At 41.7% G+C, this 17,785-nt stretch carries 16 protein-coding genes and 1 tRNA gene; 11 read left to right on the forward strand and 6 right to left on the reverse strand.

Translation table 11 applies throughout. The annotated features are described in order from the left end of the window. The 6 genes from B3R91_RS06210 to B3R91_RS06235 all read left to right on the forward strand — a co-directional run. On the forward strand, positions 1-848 hold an 848-nt coding region (locus B3R91_RS06210; RefSeq protein WP_286796874.1), incomplete at its 5' end, for a DUF4010 domain-containing protein. A 362-nt stretch (positions 849-1,210) separates the two neighbouring features. Beyond that, positions 1,211-2,230: a WG repeat-containing protein gene (locus B3R91_RS06215; protein ID WP_286796875.1), complete on the forward strand. Its 1,020-nt coding sequence runs from the start codon at positions 1,211-1,213 to the stop codon at positions 2,228-2,230. A gap of 51 nt (positions 2,231-2,281) precedes the next feature. After that, positions 2,282-2,803, forward strand: a complete 522-nt coding sequence (locus B3R91_RS06220) for a hypothetical protein (protein WP_286796876.1) — start codon at positions 2,282-2,284, stop codon at positions 2,801-2,803. 203 nt (positions 2,804-3,006) lie between these two features. Beyond that, positions 3,007-4,662 (forward strand): WG repeat-containing protein, encoded by a 1,656-nt coding sequence (locus tag B3R91_RS06225; RefSeq protein WP_286796877.1) that lies wholly within the window; start codon positions 3,007-3,009, stop codon positions 4,660-4,662. Positions 4,663-4,726: 64 nt separating this feature from the next. Next, positions 4,727-5,335: a hypothetical protein gene (locus tag B3R91_RS06230; RefSeq protein WP_105245235.1), complete on the forward strand. Its 609-nt coding sequence runs from the start codon at positions 4,727-4,729 to the stop codon at positions 5,333-5,335. 143 nt (positions 5,336-5,478) lie between these two features. Then, the gene (locus B3R91_RS06235) at positions 5,479-6,153 is read left to right on the forward strand and encodes a hypothetical protein (RefSeq protein ID WP_286796878.1); all 675 of its coding nucleotides are present in this window, start codon (positions 5,479-5,481) and stop codon (positions 6,151-6,153) included. 88 nt (positions 6,154-6,241) lie between these two features. Here B3R91_RS06235 and B3R91_RS06240 read toward each other — a convergent pair whose 3' ends face one another. Genes B3R91_RS06240 through B3R91_RS06255 form a run of 4 tightly spaced genes read right to left on the reverse strand, consistent with a single transcriptional unit; the run spans position 6,242 to position 8,331 of the window. Further along, positions 6,242-6,559, reverse strand: coding sequence for a hypothetical protein (locus tag B3R91_RS06240; RefSeq protein ID WP_227681750.1), 318 nt, complete (start codon positions 6,557-6,559; stop codon positions 6,242-6,244). 10 nt (positions 6,560-6,569) lie between these two features. Then, positions 6,570-6,863 carry a hypothetical protein gene (locus B3R91_RS06245; RefSeq protein ID WP_286796879.1) on the reverse strand — a complete coding sequence of 98 codons (294 nt, stop codon included), beginning with the start codon at positions 6,861-6,863 and terminating at the stop codon, positions 6,570-6,572. Next, positions 6,860-8,089: a site-specific integrase gene (locus B3R91_RS06250; protein WP_286796880.1), complete on the reverse strand. Its 1,230-nt coding sequence runs from the start codon at positions 8,087-8,089 to the stop codon at positions 6,860-6,862. The genes B3R91_RS06245 and B3R91_RS06250 overlap by 4 nt, the downstream gene beginning before the upstream one ends. 26 nt (positions 8,090-8,115) lie before the next feature. Further along, a complete protein-coding gene (locus tag B3R91_RS06255) occupies positions 8,116-8,331 on the reverse strand; it encodes a hypothetical protein (RefSeq protein ID WP_147222245.1) in 216 nt (71 codons plus the stop codon). A 122-nt stretch (positions 8,332-8,453) separates the two neighbouring features. Here B3R91_RS06255 and B3R91_RS06260 point away from each other — a divergent pair, with 122 nt between their 5' ends. Next, positions 8,454-8,690 carry a helix-turn-helix domain-containing protein gene (locus B3R91_RS06260; RefSeq protein WP_281490000.1) on the forward strand — a complete coding sequence of 79 codons (237 nt, stop codon included), beginning with the start codon at positions 8,454-8,456 and terminating at the stop codon, positions 8,688-8,690. 477 nt (positions 8,691-9,167) lie between these two features. Here the strand turns inward: B3R91_RS06260 and B3R91_RS06265 are convergent. Beyond that, positions 9,168-9,242: transfer RNA gene (locus B3R91_RS06265), tRNA-Gly, on the reverse strand. Between the two features lie 260 nt (positions 9,243-9,502). Here B3R91_RS06265 and B3R91_RS06270 point away from each other — a divergent pair. Together B3R91_RS06270 and B3R91_RS06275 are read left to right on the forward strand one after the other, a co-directional pair. After that, a complete protein-coding gene (locus B3R91_RS06270; protein WP_286796881.1) occupies positions 9,503-11,167 on the forward strand; it encodes an alpha-keto acid decarboxylase family protein in 1,665 nt (554 codons plus the stop codon). Positions 11,168-11,644: 477 nt separating this feature from the next. Then, positions 11,645-13,435: a potassium/proton antiporter gene (locus B3R91_RS06275; RefSeq protein WP_286796882.1), complete on the forward strand. Its 1,791-nt coding sequence runs from the start codon at positions 11,645-11,647 to the stop codon at positions 13,433-13,435. A gap of 72 nt (positions 13,436-13,507) precedes the next feature. Here the strand turns inward: B3R91_RS06275 and B3R91_RS06280 are convergent, their stop codons facing one another. Then, entirely contained in the window at positions 13,508-14,407 is a 900-nt protein-coding gene (locus B3R91_RS06280) for a LysR family transcriptional regulator (protein WP_286796883.1), read from the reverse strand. A 254-nt stretch (positions 14,408-14,661) separates the two neighbouring features. Between B3R91_RS06280 and speB the strand changes: the two genes are divergently transcribed. Further along, positions 14,662-15,630, forward strand: coding sequence for an agmatinase (speB, locus tag B3R91_RS06285; RefSeq protein ID WP_144296335.1), 969 nt, complete (start codon positions 14,662-14,664; stop codon positions 15,628-15,630). Between the two features lie 120 nt (positions 15,631-15,750). Continuing rightward, positions 15,751-17,493, forward strand: coding sequence for a 5-guanidino-2-oxopentanoate decarboxylase (locus tag B3R91_RS06290; protein WP_286796884.1), 1,743 nt, complete (start codon positions 15,751-15,753; stop codon positions 17,491-17,493). Positions 17,494-17,785 lie beyond the last annotated feature (292 nt).

Raw genomic sequence — 17,785 nt, forward strand, 5'->3', positions numbered from 1 at the left:
GATATAGTCGGGGCGGTTCAGAGCGTGAATTTAAAGATGGTATCTTTTTACTGGCCTTACTTTTAATTGCACTTCCTTTAACCCCCAATAGGGATCTTTGGGGTTCAGTACTAAATCCTTATATTATTTTAAAATTATTGATATTGATTTTAGCCATTCAAGCACTAGCACATATGGCAAAGCGGCTTTTACCATCACGCCACGCCATGTTTTTATCTGCTTTAGCATCAGGATTTATATCCAGTACAGCCACGATTGCAAGCCTTGGAATAGAAGTTCGTCAGGGTCGTGCAGATGCAAAAGAAAATGCTGGAGCTGCGCTTATATCCTGTGTCGCAACAGTCGTACAGCTTCTTATTATCGTTGCAGGCGTAAGTTTTAGTTGGCTTAAAATTTTATTATTCCCATCTATTATTGCCATGATAGTTTTAATTATTCCTGGAATATGGTTGATGAGAAAAACTCGATCCGAAGAGAAAGCTAAGTTAACGGATACACCGATGTTTAGTTTAAAAGAGGCGGGTATCATTGTAGTGACACTTACTATTATTCAAGTACTTGTTTATGGTTTAAGTTTATGGCTGGGTGACGCCGGTCTTATTGCAGGAACCGTACTGAGTTCTATGTTTGAGGTGCATGCAGCAATGGCTGCCGTAGTCATGCAAGGGAACCCAACTAACCCTATTTTATTGCTCGCCTTATTATTGGGTTTAGCGACACATGCAGTTTCTAAATCAATTAATGCGGCAATTACGGGTGGTTTTCAATACGCACTTGCTTTTGTTCCAATCCAAATTATTCACATGACTGTTTTAATTATCTTGATATATACTATGACGAATAATTAAAAAAACTCAATGAGTAAGGCTCATTCACCCACTTTAGAAACCGATTTTCGGTCTTGTTGATGGTATAAAAGAATTATAAAAATGACAAGTCATACAAGTTGATAGCTACGACCGATAGTTTCGATTTAAACAAGAGATGCTATACAAAAAAGCCAGGTAACCTGAGTTACCTGGCTTTTTTGCATCTATAGCTTTTATCTAAAAGATAGCTTAAGGCTGAGGTAATAAATAACATATATATTGATATATGAATAAAAGTTGATTACTATTGTTGCCTAAATTTAATACCCTTAGTAGCAGTGTTGCATAGGCCAGTTTTTATCAATGCTATATCGCTTCCACACCTTATAATCGAGATTGAGATGAAAATATATAATAAAAAAACGGCACTGGCTTTGGGCCTCTGTGGCGTATTTGCGACATTACCTGCTGTGGCTGCATTGCAGAGTTTTGAGGTAGAGAATAACAATGATGTTAAATGCGGCTATAAAAATGATAACGGGAAGGTTGTTGTAGCTGCAAAATATTATAGTTGTGGTGATTTTTCAGAAGGTATGGCTCGTGTCTCATTAATGAAAATGGGTAAGGTCAAAGGTTATGATGGCGCTGAGGATTACGAAGACTATTTATACATGCAAGGCTATATCAATGAGGCTGGCAAACTAGTCATACCGGTTGAACATCAAGCACCGCTTTTTTATGGCGTGATTATTGACTATCGTGACTTTAAAGAAGGCTTAGTCGCCGTCTACAAAAACGGTAAATACGGTTATATGAATAAAACCGGTAAAATGGTCATACCCTATACTTACCAAACGGCAGGCGATTTCAGTGACGGTAGAGTGGTCGTCAGTAAAAACGATAAGTATGGCGTCATTGATAAAACTGGTAAGACCATCGTGCCTTTTAAATTCAACTGGTTAGATGATTACTATGAAGGTTTGGCTATGTATAGCACTTCAATGCAGGGTGATGATGAGGGTAAGATTGGCTTCGTTGATAGATCTGGCAATATAGCAATTCCTGCTAAATGGAATGAAGCCATGGAGTTCTCCGAAGGGCTGGCTGCTGTAAAAGTTGGAGGATATAACAACGGCAAATGGGGTGTTATAGATAAGACTGGCAAGGTAATTGTACCGCCTAAATACGATATGGCTTATATTGAGCCAATGGGAGACTCGCCAGACGTCGATGGTGGGCGCTATGAAGATGGAAAGCTAGATGTTTATAATTTGAACACTAAAGGCGCTAATGCCTATAACGATGGTTATGACAGTATCACGCGATATACCTTAGATCGCCAAGGTAAGGTACTCTCTAAAAAGACTTATGCAGATTGGAATGAAATGGACGAAGAGCGTTATCCGCAAAACTATCAGTGATTCTATAAAGGTTTGTAGAACCATCTAATCTAAATTAAGAGAAAACTTATTATGTTAAAAAAAACGAGTCTAATGTTCGCGGCATCTTTAGTTATTTTGGGTCTATCCTCTACTTCCAATGCAGCACCTAAAACGAAATACGGTGTGACAGTGGTTGAATGTGAATTTGATTATGAGGATGAAGAGTTTTGTACCGATAGCCGCTTAAAAAGCTACGCAAAGGTGATAAAAGAGCGCAAGCCTAACTTTGATGGTAATAAGATTATTTATGTCTTTGAGACTAATGCCACAGGTTATGTAAACAAGAAACCATATCGATTAGTTATTATTGATCCTGCTAAGAAGAAAGTCGTGCCTTTTAGCTATGCGTTATCAGCTGCAACTGACGGTGAAGGAAAGGCGATAGCCGTGAACAATAAAGGCGATACTATACAGTACGATTTCAACCTTAAATCCAACCGTTTTTGTTTCTCTGGCGATATTGATGCCTATAGAATGTCATCAAATTATATGAATGAACCTTTTTGCTTTAAATACGATAAGTCTGAACAAGGCTTGGTAAGAGAGTATTAGGTTCATTTTTATATACATCTTATAGATCAGAGGCTGTACGTCAAGTCAACCTTTGCATACTGCTAAATCTAAAAGTGATAGTTATAGGACTCTAGGAGTTTATAACTTTTACAACTCGAAAATTATCAATCATAATCTTAGAAATGACTGTTAGATATCAACCTAAAATTTCTAAGTATCCCTACTTAACAAGGACCGTTGCATTGAAACCTATTTATCTACCCTTAGTTTTTAGCCTTCTTGCCATATCAGGATGTAGTGACAAAAATAATGCTGAAGTGACGCCTTCATCAGTTAATGATAAAGAGACAGTCAGTACCGCTGAAGTCGAAAGTGATAAAAAAGAAGAAAAATGTGTTGTACCTGACGTAGAAGGTTATGACAAAGTCGGTTGTTTAAGAGATGGGCTTGCAGGGGTGATTAAGCAGAGTAACGATGAATATGATAAAACCAATAGAGTGGGCTATATCGATAAAGACGGACAATTGATTATTCCATTTGAGTTTGATGCGATAGTGGCAGGAGAGGGTGGGGAATCGTTAGAGTTTAATGATTTTTCAGAAGGCTTGGCTGCTGTCAATAAAAACGATAAATATGGTTTTATTGACACCAAAGGCAAAGTTGTTATAGAGCCAAAGTACGAGTGGGCAAGTAATTTCTCCAGCGGACTCGCTATTGTCAGTGTTGAAGGTCTCTATGGTGCTATTGATAAACAGGGTAAAACCGTTATCCCGTTTGAATACCAAGCTTTAGCTGATTTCCATGATGGATTCGCCACAGCAGCTCGTCCACCTAAGAACCCGGAAGATTATGAAAGTAAATATGGACTGATTAATAAACAAAATGAGGTGGTCATACCCTTTATGTATGAAAGTATGGGCAACTTAAGTGAGTCGCTCATCGCCGTTAAGAAAGACGGTAAATGGGGTTATGTTGATACAAAAAATAAAGCGATTATTCCGATAAACTTAGCATATGAAACGGTCAGTGATTTCTCAGATGGCTTGGCTGCTGTCTTTAATTACGAAGAAAACAGTGACAACCTTAAATACGGATACATTGATAAGACAGGTAAGCTTGTAATACCAATGCAGTTTACTAAAGTTTATTGGGATGATAGTGAAGGTCTAATAGATTTTAATAACGGTATTGCTGTCGTTAATGATAAAGAGGGTCAAACCTTCTGCATTGATAAAAAGGGTAAGGAAACACAATGTCCAGATGGTAGAGGTGATGTTGATAACCAACTTACTGACGAGGCTGAAGCCTTAGAGGAAGAAGCCTTAGAGGCGAAGAGTAATGGAGCGCCGCAATTCATCGCCATAACCGATTATATTGCCTTAAAGCCTAATGAGAATTGGACGTGGGATAAACTAGCGGCAATACCTGAAGTGGAAAAATGGCAAGAAAAAATCCCAGTCAAAAATGACGATTCTGGAGCCTCAAACTATTCTATTAGTGCCGATTTAAGTGATACCGGTTGGATGGCAGCTTATGGTAGTCAAAATCAGCCAAATATTATCGTCATATCATCAGATCAAAGTGCATTAGAAAGCGAACACCTTGAAGGAGTTTATCATGCTAGTGATCTTTTTAATCAAAAAGACCTAAGTCTTATTCCCTCTAATTGTAATGTTGATTCAATCTTTAGTCAGAAGTTCTATAAGTGGCAAAAGAAAGGATTTCAACCTTTTTATATTTACGATGTCACTATGCTTAATACTTCGAGTGCGCGAGCAGAACTTGGTATAGCAAGAAGCTTAGAAGAGTTTTTTAAACCTGAAAACGAGAATCTAAACTTAGAAGTACGAAGCATAGATGCGAATGATGATGAAGTTACTTGTACCTTTAAGCAATGAGATCTTATAAATGAGCGGTACTCTAACTTCTAAAAGTATAATTAATAAACCAAAGGATTGAAAAATGACTCTTAATCTTAAACTAGCTATCGCGACTATCACTGCTGTGACATTATTGTCAGGCTGCGCTGAAAGCCAGACCTTTGGCCAAGGGGTAAACACCGTGCTCAATAGTACGGTACAAGATATCCAAACGGCTCTGATGGGCACCAGCAATACTACTAACACTACTAAAGGCTCTACCGATCAATTAACCAATCATAGCACTGATTGGACGCCCTATCTGCGTTCAATGCAAGCTGGATGTAAGATACCTGATTTAGGGCAGATACCAAATCAGTATCGATCGTCGATTGGATCTATACAGAGACAAGGTGATCCAAATCGTGAAGGTGAAGATGTGACCATGACTTATAATTTAGTGAATGCCACTGCTTTTGGTTATTCATTACAAAAGATTGAGCAACTGCAAGGCTATGAGTGGGGGCATGTTCGTCTCTACTTTAAAGATAGTAGCTTCACCGCGTTACGCTCACAGTTTAAACCGCCACAAAATGGCAGTTACGATAAGCTCGAGAGAAGCGATGCTAGTGGCTATCAATTTGGGAGTGAAATGGGTGCAGTAGTAATGACGTTTGATATGCAAAATCGTAGTATAACCTGCGCTTATTAGGCACAGTATTTGCCACTTGAGCCTCTTAGTATCTTTGAGAGCGCTGTTTTAAATGAGAGAGAGTCTGAGACGTTCAAGTAAAGAATATTATTTAAACAATGATTTGTAGTAAGACTTTGATCAATACTAATTGAGAAATAATTATGAATAAATACCTACTGGCATCACTATTTTTGGTACCGACGTTAAGCGTTGCGAGTAATTTTTCTGAAGTTTTTGATACACGCCCAGTGATACCAACCGTCGAAAAAATGCGTAACAATACTTGGACGTGGAAAAACTTTGCTAATTTGCCAAATATGGGAAAATTAGAACGGGATAGCGAAAATAAAAATCGTTATACAATGACGCAAACTATTCGTGAAGATAACCCACAAACTACGATTACTTTTTACGGTAGCAAAGAGCGTCCAGAAGTTGCCGTAATAGAATCTCGTACATGGGGAGCGGGCAATACCCAGAGCTCAAAATTCGTTAGACTGGATAAACTAAAAGGTAATATGCCATTAAAAAGTAACTGTAATTTTAAAGATGTCTCTACTAGCGACAGAGATGATGACGTTGAAACAGGAGCATCAGTAGACTTTCAACAAGCTTATATGATGCCAAAAAATATCGCCTCGCTCTCTCCTGCTAAAAATGACTTATATTTAGCTAGCTCACAGATTGAGAGCTATGTGGTAACAAGCACATTTCAAACCCAAGGTTACACTATGTCTATAGTCACTCCTGAAAAAAATAAATTGGGTCAGTTTATTAATAAATATGGCTGGGATACCAATAGCAAAGGCAAAAAGATAACTTGTAATGTAAGTTAATTAATCCCAATGAATGTCGAAACCTTGTATGTATTGAGGTTAAAAAAGCCAGGCAACCCAAGCTGCCTGGCTTTAAAATTTGAACGACTTATCTATGATTATGTTCCCGCCATACAGCATGCTCACATACCTCACAGCACCAACTGTCTTTTGAGCGCATATATGGAATGTCTGCTGGTATTTGTAAGGGACAAACATAGCCGCAGTACTCACAAAGCACATCATCTAAATAAGCAAAACACTCACCGATTGTCTCGAACAGTACTTGTGGGCTTATTTTATACTTCTCACAGACGGTCTCTATATGAGCAATATAGTCACTTTCGTTATCATATGCCCAGTAATCTTCACAGATTCTTAGATCTCGCGCATTCTGCGTCATATTAGGCTGAAGTTTTACACTCATCACATTCTCCTTAGTAGCCGACATAGCCAGACTGCGGTAGTAGCTCATAAAGCTCGCTCTGAAGCTGACAACGCATATCTTCAATCACATAGTCAAGATTCGCATCCAAGCGCTTCTGTACCCATACCCGCATCGCCATATCGTTATTAAAGCAGTGCTTCACTTCCAAGAAGCGTGCTAGGTTATAACCCGATGAAATATATAACTCACGCATCAGTACATTAGCAATCTCATTCGCATCTGCACTGATTGCGCCATCAGGTTTAAACTTAGCAAACAGCTCTTCATAATTGATAATTGTCATTGTGACGTCTCCTTGTCAGTTTGTGCATTAGAGCTATTTGTATTTGCTGCGCTGGTTAGCTTTTCCTTACTCGCCAGTAGCAAGTTATCCATCGCTGAGCCATCCTGACGGGTGATATCAGGCACATAGCGGCTATACACCCGAAACAGCATCTCAGTACTACTGTGACCCATCTGCCGGGCTATCCACTCAGGGTTCTCACCAGCAGCGAGCCAAAGTGTCGCTGCCGTATGCCGAGTTTGATAAGCCCGCCGATGTTTAAGACCGAGCAGGGCAAGCGTGGGTTTCCATACCCGCCGGTTCACATTACGGTACTCCATTGGATTGCCTTGTGAGTTGCAAAATACAAACTCTGACTTACCATAGGTACGTGCCTTCTGCTCTAGTAGGGCGTCATAGACCAACTGCGACATCGCAATATCACGTTGTGAACCCAACGTCTTAGTCGGACCCATCTCACCGTTTACTAACGCACCACGGATACTGATCTCACGCCGATCAAAGTTAATGCAGTCCCACTTAAGCCCATCAATCTCACTGGTACGCATCCCGGTAAAAAAGCGAATGGTGTAGTAGGGCTTATAATCCGCACGGACATGTTTTAAAATCAGCCATACCTCACTCAATGTAAACGGATTTACATCCGGACGAGCTTGCTTAAGATTCTTAATATTTTTATAAGGCATCTCAAACTCATGGCGATCTGATGCTTCTTCTAGTATCATACGAAGAAGTATCATGATCTGGTTGATCCGTGCTACTGACAGACTTGACTGACCATCTTTACCGTAACGAACTTTGGCGAGAGAGCTACGGAAGGTCAGCAAGTCTGGTTTTTTTATGGCATGCACTGCTTTACCACCAAACTCAGGTAATAAATACTTATCTAGAATAATCTGTGTCTTTTGCCGATAGCTTGGCCGCCATTCAATCTTCTTCTCCTCATACCAAATCTCTGAAAACTGCCTAAAGGTAGGATTGCGACTGATACAAGCTTCCGCTCTATCAGCCAGTGCTGTCATCTCTTTTAAACGGGTACTCTTCGGAAAGTAGGCGCCATAGTCGAAGATGCCTAGGGTGATTTCTGCTTCCATTTTTTTTGCTACTAAAGCCAGCTTTTTAACGTTTGCTGGAGTATCAGGGAAGTTTGTTGTCTCACGGCAACGAATATTCATATATGTGAAATCTATGAATAGCTTGCCACGCCTTGCTCTTACTGATGCCATTGTTAATCTCCTTGTTCAAATAAAACTTACTGTAAAGCCATACCATTGATCGCACTCATAACAGGTTTGCACATATCCTCTTCGATACGCTCCCATACATATAAAATCTTGCGACCGCCAAAAGGGCGTATGTAATGGATATTCTCAATTAGGACAGTGTCCTTCATTTGATTGCGAATAGTGCGTGCGTCGTATTTGATACGATCCGCGAGTTCTTGAGTAGTGAGATAAGTCTGTGACATAATAGTTCTCCATGTGAAATAAATTTACTATTAGTGAATGATTAGTTATCACTAATGAGTACATATTATCTATAAATATTATCACTTGCAAGTACTTTTTTATCACTTTAGGGATTTTATATATGATTAAGCTCAATTTACCTGTTTTATTTGCACAAAGAGGCATCCGTGTAGCTGATGCTGACAGGATGTCTAAACTAGGAAGGTCTACTTTGTATCGAATGTACAATAATGAAGTCACTAGAATAGACTTTGATTCATTAAATGAGCTTTGTAAGCTTTTAGATTGCACACCCGGCGATATTATCCTCTATGAAGAAGATGAAGTTTGTGAGGAAGAGAGTTCAAAAGAAAGTTAGAATGCTTACTAGGATGGTTGTTCGAAGTGTCTTGAAAAATCATTAAGCTTAGCGCCGATACATATTTTACTCGGTCTAATTACTTTTAAATGTTAGGTTGTGGTCATCACTGTTTAAGCGACAATTAATTTTGAATGTTATAAATATGAAATAGATTTCGGAAAATTTAGGCCTCTAAAAAACACGTTTTTTGCTGAATTGAGGTTGGGTTCAAAAATCAGCATAGTGCCAAATTCACTAGGTTAGGTGTCATGATGGTTTTTGAACCAAAAATAGCTAGGTTGTGGTCAGATACGTATACGCAGTTTTAGGGCAGGGCACGGTTTGGGCACCAAATGGGCACCGCACCGAAAATGAGCTTTTTGACTGAGTAGATAAGCTTAACTATATTCAAAAATATATCTCGAGAATTTCTCTACAACCCCCGAAAATTGGACAAAAAAAAGCCTCACTGTTAAGTGAGGCTTTTTAAGTATTTGGAGCGGGAAAAGAGATTCGAACTCTCGACCCCAACCTTGGCAAGGTTATGCTCTACCACTGAGCTATTCCCGCTAATTATCAATTAACTATCGTCAGTTGATGATGGCGTATTATACGCAGTTTTATTTATCTGTCAACACCTATCACGAAAAAAAGTAAAAGTTAGCAAAACGGGCATGTCATCTAGCCATAATTTTATGTTATAACAGTTTATTATAATATGTATTCCAAAAGCTTTGTATGGAAGAAATAAGCTGGTGTGCATTTTATAAGAAATTCCATTTTTATTGATAGTTATCAATACTTATAATCTTAAGCATTAAGGATAAAAAATGAGTCAACAATATACCATCGCGGATTATTTATTCGATCGTATCGCTGAAGCGGGTGCGACTGAAATCTTTGGCGTGCCCGGTGATTTTAATTTAACGTTTTTAGATAATATTATTGCGTCTGATAAGTTGCGCTGGGTCGGCAATACCAATGAGCTAAATGCTGGCTATGCTGCTGATGGCTACGCACGTGAGCGTGGTTTTGCTGCTATGGTGACGACTTTTGGCGTGGGTGAGCTGTCAGCGATTAATGCTACCGCGGGCTCTTTTGCCGAGTACGCACCCGTGCTGCACGTGGTCGGTGCGCCAAGTACCGCCCTGCAAGATTCAAAACGCCGGATTCACCATACTTTAGGTGATGGGGTGTTTAATCATTTTATTAAAATGGTTGAACCGGTCACCGTCGCGCGAGCGCAAATCACACCTGATAACGCGGCCTCTGAGATTGATCGTGTGATTCGAGTTATTCTGAAAAAGCATCGTCCCGGTTATTTGTTGTTATCACCAGATGTGGCAAAAATGCCGATTTATCCGCCAACGACCAAGCTTGATGACAGCCAAGAAGATATCACCAGCCAAGCCGCGTTGGCAGACTTTAAGCAAGCACTCATAGAGTTTTTACCTAATAAAACCACCACACTGATGGCAGATTTGATGGTGCATCGTTTGGGGTTGCAAAACCAGCTAAAGGCTTTAATTGCTGATACCGATATTCCTTATACGACGTTATCATGGGGCAAAACCTTGCTTGATGAAAACAGTGAGCGTTGGGCAGGTACTTATGCAGGCGTGGCATCACGTCCTGTGGTTAAAGATGCGGTAGAAAATTGCGAATGCTTAATTAAAATTGGCGTGCAATATACCGACACAACCACCGCAGGTTTTAGCCAAAATATTGATGAAAAAGTTGTGGTTGATTTGCATTATGAGCGGGCATCTATCAGCGGTCAAAACTTTGCACCGATTGCGCTCAAAGATGCGCTGCAAACCCTGCATGAAGTCATGACCTCAGGCGTTAATATCGTACCGAAGCAGTTTTGCAAAGAGATGCAGCCGCATGAGCAAAACGGCAAGGATGACGAGCCGATTCGCCAAGATGACTTGTGGCATATCATCGCCGATGCGCTTGATGATAAAAACCTCGTATTTTCTGACCAAGGCACGGCGTATTTTGGTATCAGTGATGTGCGGCTGCCAGAAGGGGTGACGTCTTATGGGCAACCGATGTGGGGCTCAATCGGCTATACCTTGCCAGCGAGTTTGGGTGGCGCTATTGCCTCACCGCATAAGCGTAGTATCTTATTGATTGGTGACGGCTCGGCTTTATTAACCATTCAAGAAATCGCGGTAATGATTAAAGAGCGCATCAATCCGGTTATTGTCCTGATTAATAACGATGGCTATACCGTTGAGCGAGCGATTCATGGTGAAAATCAGCGCTATAATGACATTCCTAAGTGCGACTGGCAAATGATGCCAAAAGCCTTTGGCGCGACAGAAGAAAACAGCTTAATCCTTAAAGCAGAAACCGCTGGCGAACTAAAAGCAGCGCTCCAGAAAGCAGCGGCCACCAAAGATAAACTGGTGATGTTAGAAGTGATGACAGATAAACACGATATCCCGCCATTATTGGCTGATATCAGTGCTGCCCTTAAACCAAAATAGCCTAAGTAATATAATTTTATAATTTGCATGAGTATTTATCATTTACCATTAATAATGATTAAGCATTTATAAAAACACTGAGCACTTATAAAACAGAAAAGTCCTATTTGGCATTATGCTAAGTAGGGCTTTTTTGATGATGAAAAGGCAGGTTATTAATTTGCTTTCTAATATTCTTAGACTAAGGTTTATAGCGACGCTAAAAGCCTTTATGATTGAACAAATAAAGAGCCAATAGTGAATATTTTCTATAGGAATTGCAGGCGTACGACGCTTAACACAAACTACCGTTAGGATTCTATGTTATACAATAGAGTAGGCTTTTATAGATTGGGTTTTTAAAGTTAGACAGTTAAGAAAACTACAATAAGACTGTTTAATTTAGAGCATTTCAATTTGAAGCTTTTGCAACAAGTACGCTAGAAAAGCTAAAGGACACACTTACATAATAATGATTAAAAATAGGGCTTAAAAAAGATGGATACCTTAAATATCCTGTATTTCGTAGGAGCAGTTTTAATTTTTGCCAGTATCATGGCAAGTACCTTGTCGGCGCGTTTGGGCGTGCCGCTATTATTGTTGTTTTTAGTCGTGGGCATGCTCGCCGGTGAAGAAGGTATCTTGGGTATTGAGTTCTCTCAATATGGTCTTGCTAACTTTGTCGGGCAGGCGGCGCTGGCTTGTATTTTGTTAGATGGTGGACTGCGCACCTCCTTTAAATCTTTTCGAGTGGGGCTAAGACCTGCTATTACTCTTGCCACGTGGGGAGTGCTGGCAACGGTCATGATACTGGGCGTCTTTGTCACGTGGCTACTCGATGTCGATTGGCGCTTTGGGCTATTGATGGCAGCTATTGTCGGTTCGACCGATGCGGCAGCGGTATTTTCATTGCTGCGTAATGGCGGGGTTAAACTTAACGACCGCGTACAAGCGACGTTGGAGCTTGAATCTGGTGCCAACGATCCACTAGCCATTTTATTAGTCACCGGATTGATTGCGCTAAATGTCGACCTTGAGGGACAAACGGTACTGGGCTTTATAGGCTTGCTATTACAGCAGCTGAGCTTTGGCCTCGGTATGGGTTTATTATTCGGTTACTTATTGGCAAGGCTGTTACCGAAGATACATTTGGCAGAAGGCATGTATGCCATTTTGATATTGTCGGCGGGCTTGGCAGTGTTTGCGGCGACCAATTTAATCGGTGGTAGTGGGTTTTTGGCGGTTTATCTGGCTGGCGTGCTGATAGGCAACCATAAAGTGCGCTCAACCGAGCATGTCATGCGCGTGATGGACAGCTTTGCGTGGCTATCGCAAGCCGTCTTATTTGTGGTGCTGGGTCTATTGGTGACGCCATCAAACGTCATTAACGTTTGGTATTACTCGGTTGCGATTGCCGCCTTTATGATTTTAATTGCTCGTCCTATCGCCGTTTACAGCAGCGTAAAACCCTTTAAGTTTAAAGACCGAGAAATCGGTTTTATTTCTTGGGTTGGCTTGCGCGGTGCCGTACCGATTACCCTTGCTATTTTGCCCGTAATGGCGGGTATTGACGGCGCCTTTATGCTGTTTGATATTGCCTTTGGCGTAGTAGTTTTATCCTTGATTTTGCAAGGCACAACCATTCCCTTTATGGCGGATTTATTTAAAGTACGCATTCCCAATAACAAAGACCCCGAAGAGAAGCATGAGGTTTGGGTATCGGACAAGGCAAGTATTACTTTATATCAGTTTCAAGTAAAGTCTGGGGCGTTTGCGATTGGACGTCATCCAAAAAGCATTTCTAACCACGTTAACCCTGATGAAATTAGTGTGTTTGCCTTGGTACGCGGTCAGCAGATTGTCATTGTCGACGAAGACACTAAGCTGAAATTTGGTGATAGCGTGTGGTATGCGATGCGCGGCAATCATGCCAGCCAAATTGCGCGGATTTTTAATGACACCACCTTAGACCGCAAAGCTATCGATGATTTTTATGGCGATTGGCTCCTATCACCGAGTGTTAAGCTGGGCGATTTGCCGTTTTTTACTGGTGTCATGACCTCTGAATCTTTGGTCGATAAGCTTAAGTCCAAACCAGAAGATAACGAAAAAAATATGTGGCAGCAAACGGTTGCTGAATACGTCAAAGGTAACCTAGATATGGCGCCGGTATCGGGCGATACAGTGGCGATTAATGATGAATGGTCACTGGTCATCAAAGAAGTCGATGATAAAGGCAAACTTAGAACGATTGGTTTAAAACGTGAAGAGCTACCAAAAGCAGGGTAGCTGTTTATCGTTATTTTTTGCCATGACTGTTTATCGTTATCCTTTATTATTATCCATTAAATGCTTGTCACTCTATAAAAGCTCAGTCATTTGCTGCAAAAAATCAGCGACGTGCTTATGCAGATTTTCTCGATAGGCCCAATGATGCTTGACCTCGTAGCTTGCCTCATTGGGCAATAGTATTTTCATCATTCCTTTTTCTTCATAGCGCTTGGCCAAATCATTTGGCAAGTAGCCGACGTGATGACCCGCCAAGATCAGCTGTGCAGTCGCCTCCATATGGTAAGTGGTGGCGCTTAACGTTTTTGGACGAACGTGGTTGATACTTAGGTCGGTAATATAACCCCGTTTTATCCATGGATAATTTTGTTCCAAATCCTCAAAGGTTAAACCGGCTGATTTATCAAATAACTGATGCTCGCGTCCGCAGCAGACGACTTGCTTTTCGATAAATGCTGGCTGGAAGGTTAGTAGGGGCGGGAAGCTGCCAAAATATCCCACGCCAATATCACTTTCATTGCTAAGTAACTTATCAAGCATACTCTCAGGGCTTTGCACATCGATAGAAAAGTGAATAAGCGGATTGTCGCGATAGCTCGCAGCTAAGCATTGACGCAAGACATCATAAAAAAATGTCGGCATTTGATCGATAAGACATAATCGAATATGACCGCCGCGTACTGAATCTAGCTGCCGAATATAGTGTAGTTGATGTTGAAAGCTGGCCACTGCCTCATTAAAGCTTAAGCACGCCTCGTAAACTGCTGCGCCGTCTTCGGTGAGCTTAAAACCCGCGCGCCCGCGATGACAAAGCGTCATACCCAAACGATCTTCTAAATGGGTTAAATGACCGCTGATGACAGACGGGGTGACATTTAAGCGTGACTGCGCGGCGGTCACGCCTTGGCATTCTACGATGGCCATAAAGCTGCGCAAGGTCTTGATATCAATTTTTATCAATTCATCTAGCATTAAAGGTCATGTTCCCATATCTATTATCTTAATCTGTCTTAACCAGATTTTTTATAAAACTTCTACAAATAACGAATAAATCAAAGTTACTACGAAAAACCAGAAGTTTACTTCTGAATTTTACCATGGTCTCGCCTCTGATATTTAGGTATTGTCAGAGCTATAGAAAAAACGGCATAGACAAAAAGTAATATAGATAAAAAGTAATATAGACAAATTGTCTGTTTTGACCAATCGATACAAGGATGTAAGTGATGAAATTTAACCAACCACTAAGTGGCAACGACATGCCAAGATTTGGCGGCTTCGCTTCTATGATGCGCCTACCAACCCAAGCCGATGCTGAAGGGCTAGATGTAGCATTCGTTGGGGTGCCTTTAGATATTGGCGCCTCAAACCGTAGCGGTGCAAGATTGGGTCCGAGACAGATTCGCGATGAATCACGCATGATTCGCCCTTATAATGTCGCCACTCGTGCCGCGCCTTTTGAATCTTTACAAGTCGCTGACATTGGCGATGTGCCTATCAATACTTTCAACCTGCTAAAAAGTGTCGATATTATTGAGAAATTCTATACCGATAAAATCCTTAGCCATGGCGCTATTCCTTTAACGTTAGGCGGTGATCATACGATTGCCTTGCCTATTTTGCGCGCGCTCGCCAAAAAATATGGCCCTGTTGGGATGGTACATATCGATGCCCATGCCGATATTAATGATGAGATGTTTGGCGAGCAAATCGCCCATGGTACGCCGTTCCGCCGAGCTGTCGAAGAGAACCTTATCGATGGCAATCGCGTCGTTCAGATTGGTCTGCGTGGCACGGGTTATAGCGCCGAAGAGTTTGATTGGTCAACCGAGCAAGGCTTTCGCGTCGTGCCTGCTGAGGAGTGCTGGTATAAATCATTGACACCACTCATGGCAGAAGTGCGCGAAAAATTAGGCGACGGCCCTGTCTATTTAAGTTTCGATATCGATGGCATCGATCCGGCGTTTGCACCCGGTACGGGCACCGCTGAAATTGGCGGCCTAACGTCAACGCAAGGTATCGAAATCATTCGCGGTATGCGCGGACTTGACGTAGTTGGTGGCGATTTAGTAGAAGTGTCACCGCCGTATGACCCGTTTGGTAACACCTCGGTACTAGCTGCGAACCTGCTATTTGAGATGCTATGTATCCTACCGGGTGTGCGCTATGACGATAAGGTCAAAGCCATTTATTAAGCACAATTTATACACTTAAACTGCCTTTTATAAGGAATTAAAGGGCAGTTTGGGTTTAGCTTGGATTTGTTACTGAACGACTTATTTAATTGCTATTGAATTTTTTAGGATGATTAACTCATGACGCATTCTCTACAAACGCCTTCTTCATTGCCAAATTCCGCGCCAACTGCCTCATCTTTGACTTGCGGTGAGCTACTTGTCCAATGGTTAGAATATTACGGGGTGGAGACAGTATTTGGTATTCCGGGCGTGCATACGGTCGAGCTATATCGTGGCCTGCCGAATACCAATATTCGCCACGTGACGCCACGTCACGAGCAAGGTGCTGGCTTTATGGCCGATGGTTATTATCGCGCGTCTGGCAAAGTGGGGGTTTGTTTTATCATCACTGGTCCCGGCATGACTAATATCATGACGGCGATGGCGCAAGCGTTAGCGGATTCTATACCGATGCTGGTGATATCTAGTGTCAATAAAGTGCAGCATACCGGCAGCGGTGAAGGGCACTTGCATGAATTGCATGACCAGCAAGGTATGGTCAGTAAGGTGGCGCTTATGAGTAAAACTATCTGGCAGCCTGAGTCATTACCCAAAGTCATCGCCGAAGCTTTTGCATTATTTAATGGCGCGCGTCCGGGACCGGTGCATATCCAGCTGCCCATTGATGTGATTACCGCCGATGCCAGTCATGTCGCCAAGCCGCCTAAACTAAATAAGCTAGATACTTCTCTCAACAGCCAATCTGCTAATAATATTTTGGCGCAACCACAAGCAAACAAACCACTTCCTCATCCTGCGCAATTGGATTTGATTGTTGAGCAGCTTACAAGCGCAAAAAATCCAGTATTGCTCTATGGCGGTGGCTGCGTTGATGTTAATCATGACGCACAAAAATTGGCAGAACTTATCGATGCGCCGACATTTTTGACCATCAATGCCAAAGGTTTACTGCCGCCTGCTCATCCGCTGAGTTTGGGTAGCAATCAGTCATTGGACGCTGGTCGCGCTGTCATTAGCGAGGCGGATTTGGTATTGGCGATTGGTACTGAGCTTGGTGAGACTGATTATGACGTCTTCTTTAATGGTGGGTTCCAAATCAATGGCACCTTGATTCGTATCGATTGCGATGCTCAGCAATTACAGCGTCCTTTTAGAGCAGATATTGCCGTATTGTCGGATGCGCAAATGGCTATCAGCGGTTTATGTACGCGCTTAGAGAATCAACCGCTGAATCATCAAGCAGCACCGCTAGTAGCAAAGGTAAAGCAAGCGTTGATAGAAGAAATGACGCCAGATTTTGCTGGTCAAAACGCACTGCTACAGCTGATTCGAGATAAGGTGGAAGACGTTATCTTCGTTGGCGATTCAACCCAGCCTGTTTATAGCGGCAATCTTGGCTTTGAAGCTTTAGCTACGCGTCGATGGTTTAACTCATCGACGGGCTTTGGCACCTTAGGTTATGGTTTGCCCGCCGCGATTGGTGCCATGATTGGCTCAAAAGCACCCGTTATTAGCCTGATTGGTGATGGCGGTATCCAATTTACCATTGCCGAATTAATCTGTGCCGCTGAGCTTGAGCTACCATTAATTGTGCTGTTATGGAACAACCAAGGTTACGGTGAGATTCGCCGCTATATGCAAGAGGGCGGCTTGCCATTGATTGGAGTCAATATAAAAACCCCGAACTTTGAGCGGTTAGCCGCAGGATTTAGCGCCGGTTATCGTCGAATCACAGATAAGCAGCAGCTATTAGATGCCTTGCAAGAGGATATTAAAGGCAAACAACCAATTATTTATGAAGTCGATGAAGCCGATGCATTTCTTCTTGAAATGGGTAAAGGTTTTACCTGCTTTAGCTAAAGCATAATTGCTACTAAAAATAACTTATAAAACGTTATCTAACTATTTGCGCAATGCGCTCAATCTATGGACAGAGTGAGCCGCGAAAGAAAAAATTTGCGCTCGACGCCTATCAAGGAGGATTGAATGACGAACTATATCGATAAATCCCAGCAGCCAATCTTAGGCAACAATATCATTGTTTCAGGCACACCAGAAGGACTACATTGGCGCGCCTCCATGTGGAAGTTTTTGCTATTTTCAGCACTGGGTATTGCGCTGTTTATTATTCCGTTCCAAAAATCTTACTCAA

The sequence above is a fragment of the Psychrobacter sp. UBA6291 genome, assembly GCF_002439405.1.
In the GTDB taxonomy this organism is placed as follows: Bacteria; Pseudomonadota; Gammaproteobacteria; order Pseudomonadales; family Moraxellaceae; genus Psychrobacter; species Psychrobacter faecalis.

Bases quoted from the DNA above. Each gene is read 5' to 3' on its own strand.
- speB (WP_144296335.1), top strand. From the start codon at position 14,662: ATGAAATTTAACCAACCACTAAGTGGCAACGACATGCCAAGATTTGGC.
- B3R91_RS06235 (WP_286796878.1), top strand. From the start codon at position 5,479: ATGAATAAATACCTACTGGCATCACTATTTTTGGTACCGACGTTAAGC.
- B3R91_RS06215 (WP_286796875.1), top strand. From the start codon at position 1,211: ATGAAAATATATAATAAAAAAACGGCACTGGCTTTGGGCCTCTGTGGC.
- B3R91_RS06250 (WP_286796880.1), bottom strand. From the start codon at position 8,089: ATGGCATCAGTAAGAGCAAGGCGTGGCAAGCTATTCATAGATTTCACA.
- B3R91_RS06275 (WP_286796882.1), top strand. From the start codon at position 11,645: ATGGATACCTTAAATATCCTGTATTTCGTAGGAGCAGTTTTAATTTTT.
- B3R91_RS06230 (WP_105245235.1), top strand. From the start codon at position 4,727: ATGACTCTTAATCTTAAACTAGCTATCGCGACTATCACTGCTGTGACA.
- B3R91_RS06245 (WP_286796879.1), bottom strand. From the start codon at position 6,863: ATGACAATTATCAATTATGAAGAGCTGTTTGCTAAGTTTAAACCTGAT.
- B3R91_RS06240 (WP_227681750.1), bottom strand. From the start codon at position 6,559: ATGAGTGTAAAACTTCAGCCTAATATGACGCAGAATGCGCGAGATCTA.
- B3R91_RS06220 (WP_286796876.1), top strand. From the start codon at position 2,282: ATGTTAAAAAAAACGAGTCTAATGTTCGCGGCATCTTTAGTTATTTTG.
- B3R91_RS06255 (WP_147222245.1), bottom strand. From the start codon at position 8,331: ATGTCACAGACTTATCTCACTACTCAAGAACTCGCGGATCGTATCAAA.
- B3R91_RS06280 (WP_286796883.1), bottom strand. From the start codon at position 14,407: ATGCTAGATGAATTGATAAAAATTGATATCAAGACCTTGCGCAGCTTT.
- B3R91_RS06270 (WP_286796881.1), top strand. From the start codon at position 9,503: ATGAGTCAACAATATACCATCGCGGATTATTTATTCGATCGTATCGCT.
- B3R91_RS06290 (WP_286796884.1), top strand. From the start codon at position 15,751: ATGACGCATTCTCTACAAACGCCTTCTTCATTGCCAAATTCCGCGCCA.
- B3R91_RS06260 (WP_281490000.1), top strand. From the start codon at position 8,454: ATGATTAAGCTCAATTTACCTGTTTTATTTGCACAAAGAGGCATCCGT.